Raw genomic sequence first — 14,157 nt, 5'->3', positions numbered from 1 at the left:
TTGTTTCTCCTTTTCAAAAGCAGATGGAAGCAGAACACTTAAATTTTGATTGCTTAGCTTTAGAAAATCGCTGCTTACAAATATTAGATACGTATGGACATATTTTATTTTTACTTGATCGGACATTAAATGAATCAATCTTTGATGATCTTTTACCTAAGATTGAGAAAAAAAATATTGCCTACATTCCATTAGCTTTAAAAAAGGATATGCAGGTTTCAAATCTTTTATTTATAAAAATTGAAGCGAAAGAAAAATTCAACTTAATAAAAGATAACCTTATTCAGTTGCTTCTAAAAAATCATGAAATAGAAAACGACAGCTATTTTGTTCATGGTTTCGGAGTTGGTAAGTCTGATATAGAACTAGATGAATTAGTTGAGTCTATAAAAAAGAAATTGGTGATTGTTGATCAAGATAAAAAAATTCTTTTTCGCTGGTATGATCCACGGGTATTAATCTATTTACCCGAAATTATTAAAAAAGAATATGTTCTAGGTCTGTTGAGAGATTTTAAAGAATGGCATTTTTTGCATCCTAAAGGTTTTTTTAGTTTTGATGCAACCTTAGACGTAGTCTCGATATTGACTTTAAGGCAAGTGAATGATGAGCAGTCTATAGATTTAGACTTAATTGAAATTGCGAATAGTGTATTTCAGCAACTAAATGAGTTTGAACAGATTGAAATGGATGAGATCAATCCTATCGATATACATCAAAGCTTAAAATATGCATATCAGGAATATGGTATTCAAAATTATTTAGATTTGATGACATATGGTCTTTATAGCCAGATTGTACATAAAGATTTTATTCAGCACTCGATTGTCACGGATGTTCTTTATGAGCACTACGTCGTCGATGAAATGACATTTACTGATGCCATGGATTATGTAGGTAAAGATTTATATGAGCAAATTAGTAAAGAATTGAATGGATACGAAATATGACTACGAATCAAAAGACGGTATTGGCTAAGCCGCAAACAAATAACATACTGGCTGAGAAAATTGCAAAGCAAAAACAACAACAAGCTAGAATTCCTGTTGTTGGAAAAACGGAAACAGTTGGGGACATGCGCAAGCCAACAGTTGCCAAGAATGTAAATAAAAAAATAGAGCAAGGTCCGATTGCTAAATCAGCAAAACAGTCTACGCCTGCAAATTTGCAAAACAGTAGTGCTGGACAGTCTCAAAAAGAGTGTTCTAATTTTTGTCGTAAAACTGGTTTTAATATTTTACCTTTACGTTATACGGTGGTAGGTGGCAATGCACCTGCTTTGCCTGCAACATTAGGCAAAAATGTCAAAGATATTCAATTAAAACATTTTAAATATGCTGTAGAAATGATAGATACAGGATATATCTATCGTTTAATAAAACGAGCATCTGGTACTTTAGAATGGGCTGGCTATTTGGTCACACCAAAGGGGCATTTATCATATTTTCCTGTTGGCAAAGTCGCACCTAAAAGTGTTCCTGAGTTTGCCTGCAAAGGTGCGGGGCATAGTGTTAATTCATCATTGATTACCATAGAAAGTAATCCGAAAGATGACGCTAAAGTTGCTTATATTATCCATACCCATGATCCGATGAGTAAGCTAAAACTCAACGAGTATGAAAAAAATGCCGAGAAATTTGTCGCTGAAGGTAAATGGCAAAAGTTTATTGTGGGTGGCGGAGCAACCCAAGATCATTGTTTGGCTGCAGCTAATCTAAAAAATTCAATTTATAATATTAAAAGCTTTGGCACAGGGCGTATCGAGCAGATTTTGAAAAAGTTTGCTCAAGAGCCAAATACTGTTGCATGCATGGCATTATATGATCCAATTGGAATTACGCTTAAATTAAATGATAGTAGAAATACGAGATTTGAAAAACTTACCAAGTTTATTGCAGAAAAAGATAAAGAAATTACAAATGAGCATCGTCTTCAATCATCTCAGCTGATTGATAGTATTAAAATCATTGTAGAAAATAAACTCATTAATCAGAAGTTAAGTACCAATAATTTGCAAGTTGATTTGAGCACTAAATTAATATTCGCGCAAGATAAAATCCCTCGCTTCGGTTCGATGGATAACAGAGACTACCAACGTAAAGTCAACGAAATTTGGGATAAGGCATCTCCACAAGAAAAAGAAAAGTTTTTACAACAGTACAATAAAAAATATGCAGCGGGACAAAAGCAGGTAAGAGATAAGATTATTAGTCAATCCAAAGCACAAGCGAAATTGGATTGGGAAACGAAGTATTCGACAAAAATTAATTGGACTGAAAAAAATGCTTTCGATACCAAAGTTAAAGCATTAACTGATGATGCACGTAAACTGGCCCAAGCTTATGCAAGTGATCATTTGAAATGGCTGCAATCAAAGCAGTTGTTAAATGCCTTTTATGTATACGATCAGACAGTTTTAAAAGGTGATGGTGCATTATTTCATATAAAAGCACTATCAGTCATGAATGGCATGACAGGCTGCGATGAAGGCCAAGCATTGATGGAAAAATGGTTAGGGGTCGATAAAATCTCTGACGATAATTTATATATGCGGGCTGTGACCTATAATCAAAAAAGTTTGATTGATGAATATAATGCGAAAAGTCCTGATATCACCTCCTTAACATGGGATCAAACACAGACAAGTTTAAAAGGGTTAATTGCTGCGTTTGTCAGTGCAGATCAGTTATGGGAACAATGGCTTGCTGATCCAACGAATAAAATCAATGAGTTGAAGTGGTATAATCCAGCACGGACTTTGCCTTGGATCTCTGAGATAACACGTAGCGTCGCCAAGTGGAGTCTACAATATAATGCCAATCCTTTGATTGCAAAGAAACTTTCGAGGGTTTCTTTTATCGCTTATGCGCATAGTTCTCTGTTAACTGATAAAGTGCCGAAATGGTCATTGCTGTATAACATAGACTTAAAAATGACAAATGCGGGTAGTCAACTGAATGCGACTGAGATCCAAAAACGTTGGAAAAATGCTGGACAAAACACGGCTACACAAAAGATTCAAGATATTCTAAGCAAATCTCCACAAAGTGTTTCTATCAGGATTTCTGGTATTGTTGCTTTGTTTGAGTTAATGAATTTGGGAACACAAGCCAGTCTTTTCGCTGGGGATAAAAATTGGGAAAATGGTTTTAAAGTAACAGCAGGCTTATTAGCAACTACAGCAGTAGTTTTAGATATTGCTGGTGGCGGTATGGATGCTTTAAGTTTCCAAGAAAAAGCCAATAAAATTAGGTTATATGGTGCAAGACTTGCAATTGGAGGGGCCACTTTTAGTATGATTGCTGACATTACAGCATTCGTAAAAGAGTTTGGCGGTAAAGATAATATATTCTTGCTGATTGTATTAGGTGCAAAAGCTACCATTTCTTTATTAATGGTTGGTGTAGGTATTGGAATGTTATTAAGGCTCCCTGCATTAGCCGGCAGAGATATTGTAATAAAATTGCAAAAGTCTATAGCTCTTAAAAGCTTTTTAACTATAGGTATTATACGTACTGCTGTATGGTTAAACTGGATTGGTATTGGCCTTAGCGTTATTGAAATTGTTTTAAGAAATTATTATTACACAGAAGACGAACTGCAAAAATGGTGTAAAAAATCGGTATTTGGGACTGAAGCTGGGAAATATAAATCTCTTGAAGATGAAGATGACGCTTTTAGTAAAGCTGTAGTGAGTGTATAAAATGAATGAAATGTTATTGATTAAGGGATTTGTAAAGAATTTAGAAGTTGAGGACTCTAAAATTTATCCTTTGAAGAATATTAAATCACAAGCTGCTGGTAGTGTAATACTTGGAACCTTAACTGCAAGTAGTAGCGCAGCAACTAATGCACCAATTTTGCTAATGGCAGCAAGTGGAGAAGATGCTAAATCCTTTACTTGTGAAGTGGGCGATTATCGATTAATTGGTCAGTTTACAACAGTACAATTTAAGAATGGCGATGAACTGGTTTGGGTGATTAGTAGGGAAAAAGAGCAAGGAAGACATTTAGCTTACGCTGTACTTGATCCTAAAACTGGATTACTTTATATGATGTATGAATTGGGACGGTCGTTGAAAAAAGCTTATAACTATAACAATAAGGTAGCATTCTTTTTAGGAGTAGTATGTTTTTCATTTATATCTATTTTAATATTAGGTTCGAAACTTTATTATGGAGATAGTGTAGATATTTCTTTTAATGAAATCATTAAATATTTATTTTTTAGCTTTATTATAAGTTTTTTATTTTCCTTCTCTTTTTCTTATCTTGTTTTTGGCCGAGTATCAAAGAAAACGGGTGTATTGTCTGAGAAAATTTTTAAAGTCTTAGGTTTTAAAATAATTGAACAGGACTTCTACAATGATTGTATCGTCAAAGATGGCATTCACATTAGTGTCATGGAATATAGAAAAAACTTAAAAGGCCCAGACCCATATCCAGAGGATTATTTTGATAAGAAATGATAAAAATCGAAGGTCATGTAAGGAATCTGAAAGTTGAAGATTCTAAGGTTTTCCCATTTAGAAACATCGAAAGGCAAGCTGTCGGTACAGCTATGGTTGGCGCTTTAACCGCAAGTAGTAGTATGGCTGCTAATGCTCCAATTATGATGATGGCAGCTAGAGGGGAAGATGCTAAATCCTTTACTTGTGAAGTGGGCGATTATCGATTAATTGGTCAGTTTACAACAGTGCAGTTTAAGAATGGTGATGAACTGGTTTGGGTAATCAAGGAGCAAAAAGAACGAGGTAGACATTTGGTTTATTCAACCTTGGACCCTAAAACAGGATTGTTACATATGATCAATGAAATGGGACGATCCTTAAAAAAAGGATATATTAGCTTTATTAAAGCAGGAATCTTAATTGCTTTATTTTTTTTATTATTCGTTAATATAATAATATTAATTACTTCTCTTTTAAGTGGTCAAAGTTTAGATTTTAGTTTTTATGAATATATACTGCCACTTGTTGTGGCACCATTTATGTTCACTTTTCTATTTATATTTAGTATGTTTTTCTTTTCTAGTGATCTCAAACAAGCTTGCCGACTATCTGAAAAAGTTTTTTTGGTACTTGGTTTTGAGGATGTTAAAAATCAAGATTTCTTTGGAACTACAGATCATTTTAAGGAAAATGGGCATGCTTTCAAACGTAGTGTAATGTATTACCGTAGAAGTTTAAAAGGTACAGACCCATATCCTGAAAGTTACTTTGATAAGCTATAAAAAATGTAGAAGCACATCTAATAAATAATAAGGTGGTAGGATTAAAATAAGTGAATTGTAACTTTATATGTGTATATTTTAATAAACTCTTTATTTATTAGATTATTAAGCATTCCAAAAAACTATATTTTATTCTGCTTACAACTGGACACATCTTATTGATATCAATATTTGAATTAAGCGCTTATGGTGGATGAGTGCTAGATAATTATCTACACATCATTATAAAGGAGAGACACTCATGTCTCAGAACCAAGATAACTCTAAACAACAACCTAATCAGCAAAATCAATCACCTGGTCAACAACAACAGTCTGAGCCAAATGCTAAGCCTCCAGCACAACAAGACCAAAAACAGCCAACTCCAAAGCAACCTAGTGAAAATAATGGGCAACAGAAATAATCATTATTTCTATGCTTGTAAGAATCTAATCAGCTAAATCCAAATTTATAGGAAACTAATTTATTTAGTTTCCTATATTATTTATAAGGTTGATTTTATATATAACATTAATCATGGATAAGTAATTAATTTAAATAGATCGCTGATCAATTTTAGGATGTCATATTTACTCAGTATAAGTATAAGCATTCTTTTTTTATAATTTTGCTTCTTTTGTTGATATCGTAAAGTTAAGCATCGATAGTGTTTATAATTTTAGAATAAAAATGATTGTGAAAGCAGGAAGGGAAATAGAAAGAGTATTGATCATTAGTGTTTTTGCTCCAAAACAATGCTTATTGCGTTCTATTTGGTGCAATAAAAGAAAATGCTTGTTAGGACTAAGCGGTAGCAATGGCGAGAATAATTGAAAAAGTGTTTGTTTTATCTATATTTACTATAAAAATAACGAATATACATAAATTTATCTATATGATTTTTAAGGTTTAATTAAGATTTTATTGAAAGTCGTATAAAAGTTGAATAGTAATCTATGTTCGTTGTGTGAGATATTCTATTTTGGTGCATTTCTAGCACCAAAATAAATCACTGACTCGGGGGTGAATGTTGAAATACGATAGCTTAAATGACTTTCTGGCTTATGTGAAAGCTAGAGATCCTGATCAACCTGAATTTTTACAAGCTGTTGAAGAAGTAATGTTGAGCTTGTGGCCATTCATTGAGAAGAATCCCAAATATGCTCAATATGGTTTATTAGAGCGTCTAGTTGAGCCTGAGCGTGCAATTCAATTCCGAGTGTCTTGGATGGATGATCAAGGGCAAACACATGTTAACCGTGCTTTCCGTATTCAATATAATTCAGCCATTGGGCCATATAAGGGCGGGATGCGTTTTCATCCATCGGTGAATTTATCAATTCTAAAATTCTTGGGTTTTGAACAAACTTTTAAAAATGCATTAACCACCTTACCCATGGGTGGAGGAAAGGGCGGCTCGGACTTTGATCCAAAAGGAAAGTCTGAAGCGGAAATTATGCGCTTTTGCCAAGCATTAATGTTAGAGCTATATCGTCATTTGGGTCCGAATACCGATATCCCCGCTGGTGATATTGGTGTTGGCGGTCGAGAAGTTGGCTTTATGGCTGGCATGATGAAAAAGCTAAGTAACGATACTGCTTGTGTATTTACAGGTAAAGGCATTTCATTTGGTGGAAGTTTAATGCGTCCTGAAGCAACAGGATATGGTGCAGTGTATTTTGCTGAGGAAATGCTCAAAACGCGCGGTGAAAATTTTACTGATAAAACAGTTTCAATTTCAGGTTCAGGAAACGTTGCTCAATTTGCAGCAGAAAAAGCCATGTTCTTGGGTGCAAAAGTGGTTAGTCTTTCAGACTCAAATGGCACAGTTTACTTAAAAAATGGTTTTACTGATGAGTTGCTTGCCGAAGTGATGGAGCTTAAAAATAATAAGCGTGGGCGTATTTCTGAGTTTGCTTCAAAACATGGCTTTGAGTATTTTGAAGGCAAGACACCTTGGCATATTCCTGTTGATATTGCATTGCCTTGTGCGACTCAAAATGAGTTAGGCGAACAGGATGCGGAGTTGCTGCTTGCAAATGGTGTGATCTGTGTCGCTGAAGGTGCCAATATGCCGTGTACATTAGATGCTGTAGAAAAATTTATTGCTGCAAAAATTCTCTATGCACCAGGTAAGGCTTCCAATGCAGGTGGTGTCGCAACTTCTGGGCTTGAAATGTCACAGAATGCTTTGCGCCTCAGTTGGATGCATGGGGAAGTAGATGAACGTTTACATGCAATCATGAAAGATATTCATGCCAATTGTTTGAAATATGGTACTAAAGAAGATGGTACAGTGAATTATGTAGATGGTGCTAATATTGCAGGATTTGTGAAAGTTGCAGATGCTATTTTGGCACAAGGTATCTATTAATATTTCGCTGAGCAAATAATAACTCCGATGTAAAAACATCGGAGTTATTATTTATAGCAATGTATTAAGGTTTCTTAACAATTTCTTGTTCAACAACCATATCTAATACGTCAGCTAGGCTAGATTGGTCAGCCGCTGGGTTTTTAATTTCAAAGCGTTTCACACGAACGATGACACGTTGGTTTGGATTGTGTTCAAAACCTTCGATTTGACCGTAGTAAAGTGACCAGTCTTTATCTGCGTAAGTTTTTACACCTTTGTCATCATATTTAATTTCACGAACTTGCATACAAGTCTGTGGCGCTACACCTACACAAGACTTAGTTTCAGGTGAGATTTCTATGAAAACAGTTTTAGGTTCTGTTTGGTATTTTGCTTCAGCTGTCATTTTACCAACGAAGCTATACTTTTGACCTTTTGCATCAGTAATCACGAGTGTTGGTTGGTCAAGGTTGCTTGCATTCACTTCAAACGGAATCTGACGTTTTTGTAAAAGAGTTCCTGCAAATTGCTCTTGTTTCATAAGTGCTGGATTACACGCCATCATCGTTGATGCACCATCACCTGTCGCGATTAAACCATTTTCAATTTTCCATGATGTATTTAAGCGGTTACAACCTGTATCTACAGATAAGCGGTCATTAGCTAAGAAGCTTAATACGATTGGACGTTTGGTATCAGCAGGTTGATATGACCAAGTGTAGTTAGTTAACACGTTGCTATTCGTCACTTTTGCACCTGTAAATACGTGTTTTTGCCCTTTGCTATCAGTTACAGTCAAGATTGCTTGACCATTCATAGTACTGATTTGAAATGGAACTTTTTTATCACTGAAAATATCAGCAGATAAACGTTCTTGTTTCATTAAATCATCTGCACAAGCCATTTTTGTTGATATAAGCGCAGAAGTAACAATATTGTTGCCTTCAACTTTCCAAGTACCACCTTGACCATTACAACCCGTTTGAATCGAAAGTTGTTGATTGTCATTAAAGTTTAAAACCAATGGCTTTGACGCTGTAGATGCTTGATAAGTCCAGCGATAATCTGTGAGGTTTTTAGCCGCTGTCGCGTTAATTTCAGTTGTTACATGATCAGCAACATTTTGTACTGTTTGACATGCCATTAAAGAAAAAGGGAGTAAGGCAAGAATTAAATATTTGATTTTCATATTCAAAGAACATATATAATATAGCAGCCATAAGCTTAATGGATTCTTAAAAAAAGAGCATGTAGTCAGTTTAGGTATTAAGTTCGTTAAATGTATTGATTTGTAATTTTAAATAAAAGTATAGGATTTTTAAAAGCTTGGTGCTCAGTTATTAAACTTTTCTGCCGAGCACCAAGAATATGATTCAGTCGAAACGATAGATATCCATTCCTAATGAACCCATTGAAAAACTACTATGTACGATATTAAAACGATGACCTGTGCCCATTGCAAAGAATAGCGGTGCAAAATGTTCAAGTGTCGGATGATTACGTTGAACATAAGGCAATGATGGCCAATCCAATACAGCATCATAGTTTTGATGCGTAAGCTTATTGACGACCGCATTACGGAAGCTACTTGCCCATATCGGTACATTGGCATCAGTATGCCAAGAAAGCTCCGCAAGGTTGTGGGTAATGCTCCCTGAGCCAATTAATAACATCTGTTGTTCTCGCAAAGGCGCAAGGGTTTGTCCGATTTTATAAATTTCATCGGCATTTAAGTGAATAGGAAGTGAAATTTCGATCACGGGAATATCGGCTTCAGGATACATATGTAATAGCGGCATCCATACGCCATGATCACGCGGACGAGTACTGTTAGCATGCGCAGAAAATCCTGCTTCAGCAAATAACGTGAGTATTTTTTCTGCGAGTTTTGGTGCACCTGGGGCAGGATAGCGAATGTCATATAGCGCCTGTGGGAAACCACGGAAGTCGTGCCATGTTTGTGGTCGGATTGAGGTACTGACTTCAAGCGCTTGGCTTTCCCAATGAGCAGACATGACGATAATTGCCTGTGGTTTGGGTAGATTGGTACTTAGCCGATGCAGAGCAGGACCAACTTGTTCTGGGTCAAGTGCGAGCATTGGTGAACCATGAGAAATAAATAACCCTGGTAAAGTTTGCACGTTCATCGTTAAGCACCTGACTGGAAATACATGGTTATGGTGACAAAAATAAGCACTGTTTAAAAGCGGCTAGGTTTCAACAGATTGTTCCAAAACTAGAACATGATATTAAATCACGCACGGTGGTAAGGGTGATTGTGATTAATACTCATGGCCCGATAGAGTTGTTCGATGAGTAACACACGAACGAGGGGGTGAGGCATGGTCAGTTTGGATAATGACCAGTGCCAAGCAGCAGCTTTGCGTACTGCATCGGATAGTCCATCAGGGCCACCTATGGCAAGTACGATATCGTTGCCTTCGAGCATCCATTGCTTCATGGTATCCGCAAGTTTTTCGGTACTCAGCTCACGTCCACCCACTTCTAAGGCGATTAGTGTCTCATTTGCTTTGACCGCATTGAGAATACTTTCACCCTCGATTTGACAGTATTTTAAGATGTCAGCTTCTGAATCATTTTTGCCACGCTTCGCCATCGGCAGCTCAATCACTTGGGTTTGTACAAAAGGTTGAATACGTTTGAAATAGTCTTCAAACCCAGTCAGCACCCATGCAGGCATTTTTTGGCCAATCGTCACGATACGAATTTTCATAAGACAATACGTGTAAATAATATGAGCGCATTATAAACGCTGAGACGGATTCATGTAGACTCGAATAGATTTATTGTTCTTAAGATCTTATGCAGGGTGGTGCTTTATTCCACAACATAAAAAACGCAGCTCAAAATGCGTATGAGCTGCGATCAAAGCATCATCCGTCTGGAGTTCAGATGACGCTAAAAAAATGAGTTCACAAGTCAAATTTAGCTTTTGTTTTTATCGACTCTATTTCATTATGCAAGATATTGGTTGTTTTTCAACCTAATTTTGTAATAAAAAATTATGTAACAAAAAAGAGAGCCGAGGCTCTCTTTTTTGTTACACACAGATTAGTGTCGCGCAGCCTTGGTATCTTCTACTGGTTTAACAATAGGTGTTTTAGCCAAAGGTTTCGGCATATCTGTTAATGCTAAAGGAAGAATTTCATCAATGCTTTTCACTGCTTTGATTTCTAAACCTTCTTTGACATTGTCAGGGATTTCAGCCAAATCACGTACGTTATCTTGTGGGATAAATACCAATTTGACTCCACCACGGTGTGCAGCAAGTAGTTTTTCTTTCAAGCCACCGATACGCATCGCACGACCGCTAAGACTGGTTTCACCTGTCATCGCAATATCTGGGCGAATCGTAATATCTGTAAATGCAGATACCAGTGCAGTCGTCAGTGCTAAACCAGCAGATGGGCCATCTTTCGGAGTTGCACCTTCCGGTAAGTGAACATGCACGTCGGTTTCTTCAAAACGAGATGCTTCAATACCAAGCTCATCCGCACGTGTACGAACCACAGTCATGGCCGCAGTAATAGACTCTTTCATGACATCGCCGAGTGAACCCGTGGTAATGAATTTGCCTTTACCTTTCACGGCAGCAACTTCAATGGTCAATAACTCTCCGCCTACAGAAGTCCAAGCTAAACCATTTACACGGCCGACTTGCGCTTCATCTTCCGCAATACCAAAGTCAAATTTATGTGGACCTAAGTAATCTGGAAGATTTGCAGAGGTGACATCAAGCTGTAAGTTTTTCGATTTCTTACTCACCGCTTCTTTCACGACTTTACGTGCAATTTTAGATACTTCACGTTCCAAACTACGCACACCCGCTTCACGCGTATAACGTTGTACGATGTCACGAATCGCTTCTTCATGAACGGTTAGTTCTTTTGCGCGCAGACCATTGTTTTTGATCGCTTTAGGAACAAGGTAGCGCTGAGCAATATTCACTTTTTCATCTTCGGTATAACCCGGTAGACGAATCACTTCCATCCGATCCAATAAAGCTTCTGGAATATTCATACTGTTTGCAGTACAGATAAACATCACTTCAGAGAGGTCAAGATCAAGATCTAAGTAGTGATCATTGAACTTATTGTTCTGAGATGGATCAAGCACTTCCAGTAATGCAGAAGCTGGATCACCACGGTAGTCTTGTGCCATCTTGTCGATTTCATCGAGTAAGAACAGTGGGTTCTTTACTCCAACCTTTGTTAAAGATTGCACAATTTTACCTGGCATCGCACCAATATAAGTACGACGATGACCACGGATTTCCGCTTCATCACGTACGCCACCGAGTGCCATACGGACAAATTCACGACCTGTTGCTTTAGCAACTGACTCACCAAGTGAAGTTTTACCTACACCAGGAGGACCAACTAAACAAAGAATCGGGCCTTTAAGTTTTTTCACACGAGATTGAACCGCTAGATATTCAACAATACGATCTTTAACGTCATCTAAGCCGTAGTGATCTGCATCTAGTGTTTCTTGTGCTTTACTCAAGTTAATGCTGACTTTGCTGGCTTTATTCCATGGCGTATCTAAAATTACTTCTAGATAGTTACGGACTACAGCGGCTTCGCTAGAAGCAGGTTGCATTGCTTTGAGTTTACGGAACTCTGCTTCGGCTTTTTTGCGCACATGTTCAGGCAAATCTTCTTCAGCAAGTCGTTTTTCAATCTCAGCAACATCATCTTCAGCCCCGCCATTCATATCGGAAAGCTCACGCTGAATAACTTTCATTTTTTCATTCAGAAAGTATTCGCGTTGATTTTTTTCCATCTGACGTTTTACGCTGTCATGCAGGGTCTGCTCAATTTGCTGTTCAGCAGATTGATTGGTCAAATAACTCATCAACTCTTGCAAATGTTCTTCGAACTCATCGTGCTCTAAAAACTTTTGCTTTACTTCAATGTTCAAAGGCACACGTGTTGCAACGAAGAACATCAATTGTAATAAGTCTTCGATTTTATTTGCAGCTGCAACGAGTTCGCGTGCATTACGTAATTTTGCTTCAGCATATTGAGCAAAGAGGGTACGTAATTCATTCAAGCGAGTCTCTTGGGTCTCTTGATCCAATGCAACAGTCATCGGGCTTAAATGATGTTCAGCGGTTAAGTATTCTTCACCGTCAATAATCTGTTCTAGTTTTGAACGGTGTAGGCCTTCAATGAGTACTTTTATGCAGTTTTCATCATTTTCATGATTCACGACTTGTACGATTTTAGCTACAGTTCCATATTGATACAGGTTATCGTGATCAATTTCTTCTGTAAGCGAATCTTTTTGCGCAACTACAAATACTAAATTATCACCGTTACGAGCTACGTCCACTGCATTGATCGATTTTTCACGACCCACGAATAGCGCAATTTGCATGTGTGGATATACCACGACATCACGTAATGCTAAAAGTGGTAATACACTCGGAACTTGCGGCTCTAAGATAGTTTCATCATTCATAATAAATTCGGACATGAGCACTCCTAATGAGTGACAACGGTGTTGCCATGCTTTTTATAGTGATGTGCATTTTAAAAATTACAAGGGTTTTCTCTCAGAAAATATTAAAAAATAACTAAATTAGTCGGGATTTGGGCAAAATAAACTAAATTTCATAGATTCAACGGCTAAAACGGTACTGTTGCTTTGGCGTGAGCAGTCCATCAAGCGGTTGATCCCATTTTTGCCGTAATAGTTGCTCATCAATATATTGAAAAGAGTGAGCGAGTCCTAAGCGATATGGATGATGTTTGGCTGTCGCAAGTGTACGGTCGTAAAAACCTCCACCCATACCAATTCGAGTGCCATGATGATCACAGGCCAGTAAGGGCATAATAAGCAAATCTAATGTTGAAACATGTTTGCCTCGACTTGCCATCGGCTCTTTCATCCCTAGTGAGTGGTGTGAGAAACGTTTGTTGAAATATTGGTTTCCGCTAATTTTTACCCACACAAGCGTTTGATTCATATTGCAGATCATCGGCAGGTAAACTTGTTTCTTCTGTTGGAAACAGAGTTCTAACAGTTTTTGGGTATGTACTTCCCCAAATGCATGTAAATACAAACCAATTTTTGTTGCAGTTTTAAATTGAATTGCATGCCGCAGTTGAATCAAAACTTGATGTTCTGCTCTTTTTTGTTCGTAACGAGAAAGGCGTTTTCTTTTTAAACGGAGCTGTTTTCTTAATGCGTTTAATGTGTTGCTCATAAAGCTTTAGAAAATGGTTTTGATAAAATAATCATACTTGATTTATAGGGTTGTCGGTTTAATACCTAACTAAAAAATAGCAAAGCTTTATTCCTTCTACATCTAGATAGAATGATGATAATTTTAGGTATTAAAAAGTGGTTGATAACTTGAGTGATAACAATGTAAGTCTATAATTTTTCATCGAAATAAAGTGATTTATTAAACAGTAAATTAATCCAAGCTTAATCAGTATTGTGAAATTTTTTACTTAAAATTGGTTAGTTAACCCGAATCGTGCTTAAGCCAATGATTCCATTACTCGAATGGTTGGCTTGTTTTGATGACATAATTGGTAAGCACATAAAGATGCAT

11 protein-coding genes are annotated in these 14,157 nt (G+C 36.9%); 6 read left to right on the top strand and 5 right to left on the bottom strand.

Features of this window, described 5'->3' with window-relative positions:
* Positions 1-23 precede the first annotated feature (23 nt).
* The 6 genes from MMO38_RS04505 (at position 24) to gdhA (ending at position 7,586) form a co-directional block, all read left to right on the top strand.
* On the top strand, positions 24-950 hold the full coding sequence (locus MMO38_RS04505) for a hypothetical protein (protein WP_241322841.1): 927 nt from the start codon (positions 24-26) through the stop codon (positions 948-950).
* The gene (locus tag MMO38_RS04500) at positions 947-3,703 is read left to right on the top strand and encodes a T6SS effector BTH_I2691 family protein (protein ID WP_241322715.1); all 2,757 of its coding nucleotides are present in this window, start codon (positions 947-949) and stop codon (positions 3,701-3,703) included. Before MMO38_RS04505 ends, MMO38_RS04500 begins: the two co-directional genes overlap by 4 nt.
* Before the next feature lies 1 nt (position 3,704).
* On the top strand, positions 3,705-4,469 hold the full coding sequence (locus tag MMO38_RS04495) for a putative type VI secretion system effector (RefSeq protein WP_241322714.1): 765 nt from the start codon (positions 3,705-3,707) through the stop codon (positions 4,467-4,469).
* On the top strand, positions 4,466-5,233 hold the full coding sequence (locus tag MMO38_RS04490; RefSeq protein WP_241322713.1) for a putative type VI secretion system effector: 768 nt from the start codon (positions 4,466-4,468) through the stop codon (positions 5,231-5,233). The genes MMO38_RS04495 and MMO38_RS04490 overlap by 4 nt, the downstream gene beginning before the upstream one ends.
* Positions 5,234-5,474: 241 nt before the next feature.
* Positions 5,475-5,636, top strand: a complete 162-nt coding sequence (locus tag MMO38_RS04485) for a hypothetical protein (RefSeq protein ID WP_005197745.1) — start codon at positions 5,475-5,477, stop codon at positions 5,634-5,636.
* Between the two features lie 603 nt (positions 5,637-6,239).
* The gene (gene gdhA / locus MMO38_RS04480; protein WP_241322712.1) at positions 6,240-7,586 is read left to right on the top strand and encodes an NADP-specific glutamate dehydrogenase; all 1,347 of its coding nucleotides are present in this window, start codon (positions 6,240-6,242) and stop codon (positions 7,584-7,586) included.
* Between the two features lie 64 nt (positions 7,587-7,650).
* Here gdhA and MMO38_RS04475 read toward each other — a convergent pair whose 3' ends face one another.
* The 5 genes from MMO38_RS04475 to MMO38_RS04455 form a co-directional block, all read right to left on the bottom strand.
* Positions 7,651-8,757 (bottom strand): META and DUF4377 domain-containing protein, encoded by a 1,107-nt coding sequence (locus tag MMO38_RS04475; RefSeq protein ID WP_241322711.1) that lies wholly within the window; start codon positions 8,755-8,757, stop codon positions 7,651-7,653.
* 184 nt (positions 8,758-8,941) lie between these two features.
* Positions 8,942-9,715: a dioxygenase gene (locus MMO38_RS04470; RefSeq protein WP_241322710.1), complete on the bottom strand. Its 774-nt coding sequence runs from the start codon at positions 9,713-9,715 to the stop codon at positions 8,942-8,944.
* Between the two features lie 107 nt (positions 9,716-9,822).
* Positions 9,823-10,302 carry a 23S rRNA (pseudouridine(1915)-N(3))-methyltransferase RlmH gene (gene rlmH / locus MMO38_RS04465; protein WP_004670478.1) on the bottom strand — a complete coding sequence of 160 codons (480 nt, stop codon included), beginning with the start codon at positions 10,300-10,302 and terminating at the stop codon, positions 9,823-9,825.
* A gap of 338 nt (positions 10,303-10,640) precedes the next feature.
* Positions 10,641-13,070, bottom strand: a complete 2,430-nt coding sequence (gene lon, locus MMO38_RS04460) for an endopeptidase La (protein WP_005197736.1) — start codon at positions 13,068-13,070, stop codon at positions 10,641-10,643.
* Positions 13,071-13,215: 145 nt separating this feature from the next.
* Positions 13,216-13,803 (bottom strand): 5-formyltetrahydrofolate cyclo-ligase, encoded by a 588-nt coding sequence (locus MMO38_RS04455; RefSeq protein WP_241322709.1) that lies wholly within the window; start codon positions 13,801-13,803, stop codon positions 13,216-13,218.
* Between the last annotated feature and the right edge of the window lie 354 nt (positions 13,804-14,157).

The sequence above is a fragment of the Acinetobacter sp. NIPH 1852 genome (assembly GCF_022549455.1).
Classification (GTDB): Bacteria; Pseudomonadota; Gammaproteobacteria; order Pseudomonadales; family Moraxellaceae; genus Acinetobacter.
Note: the sequence above shows the minus strand (reverse complement) of the source record. Positions and strands in the feature narration are given on the sequence as shown.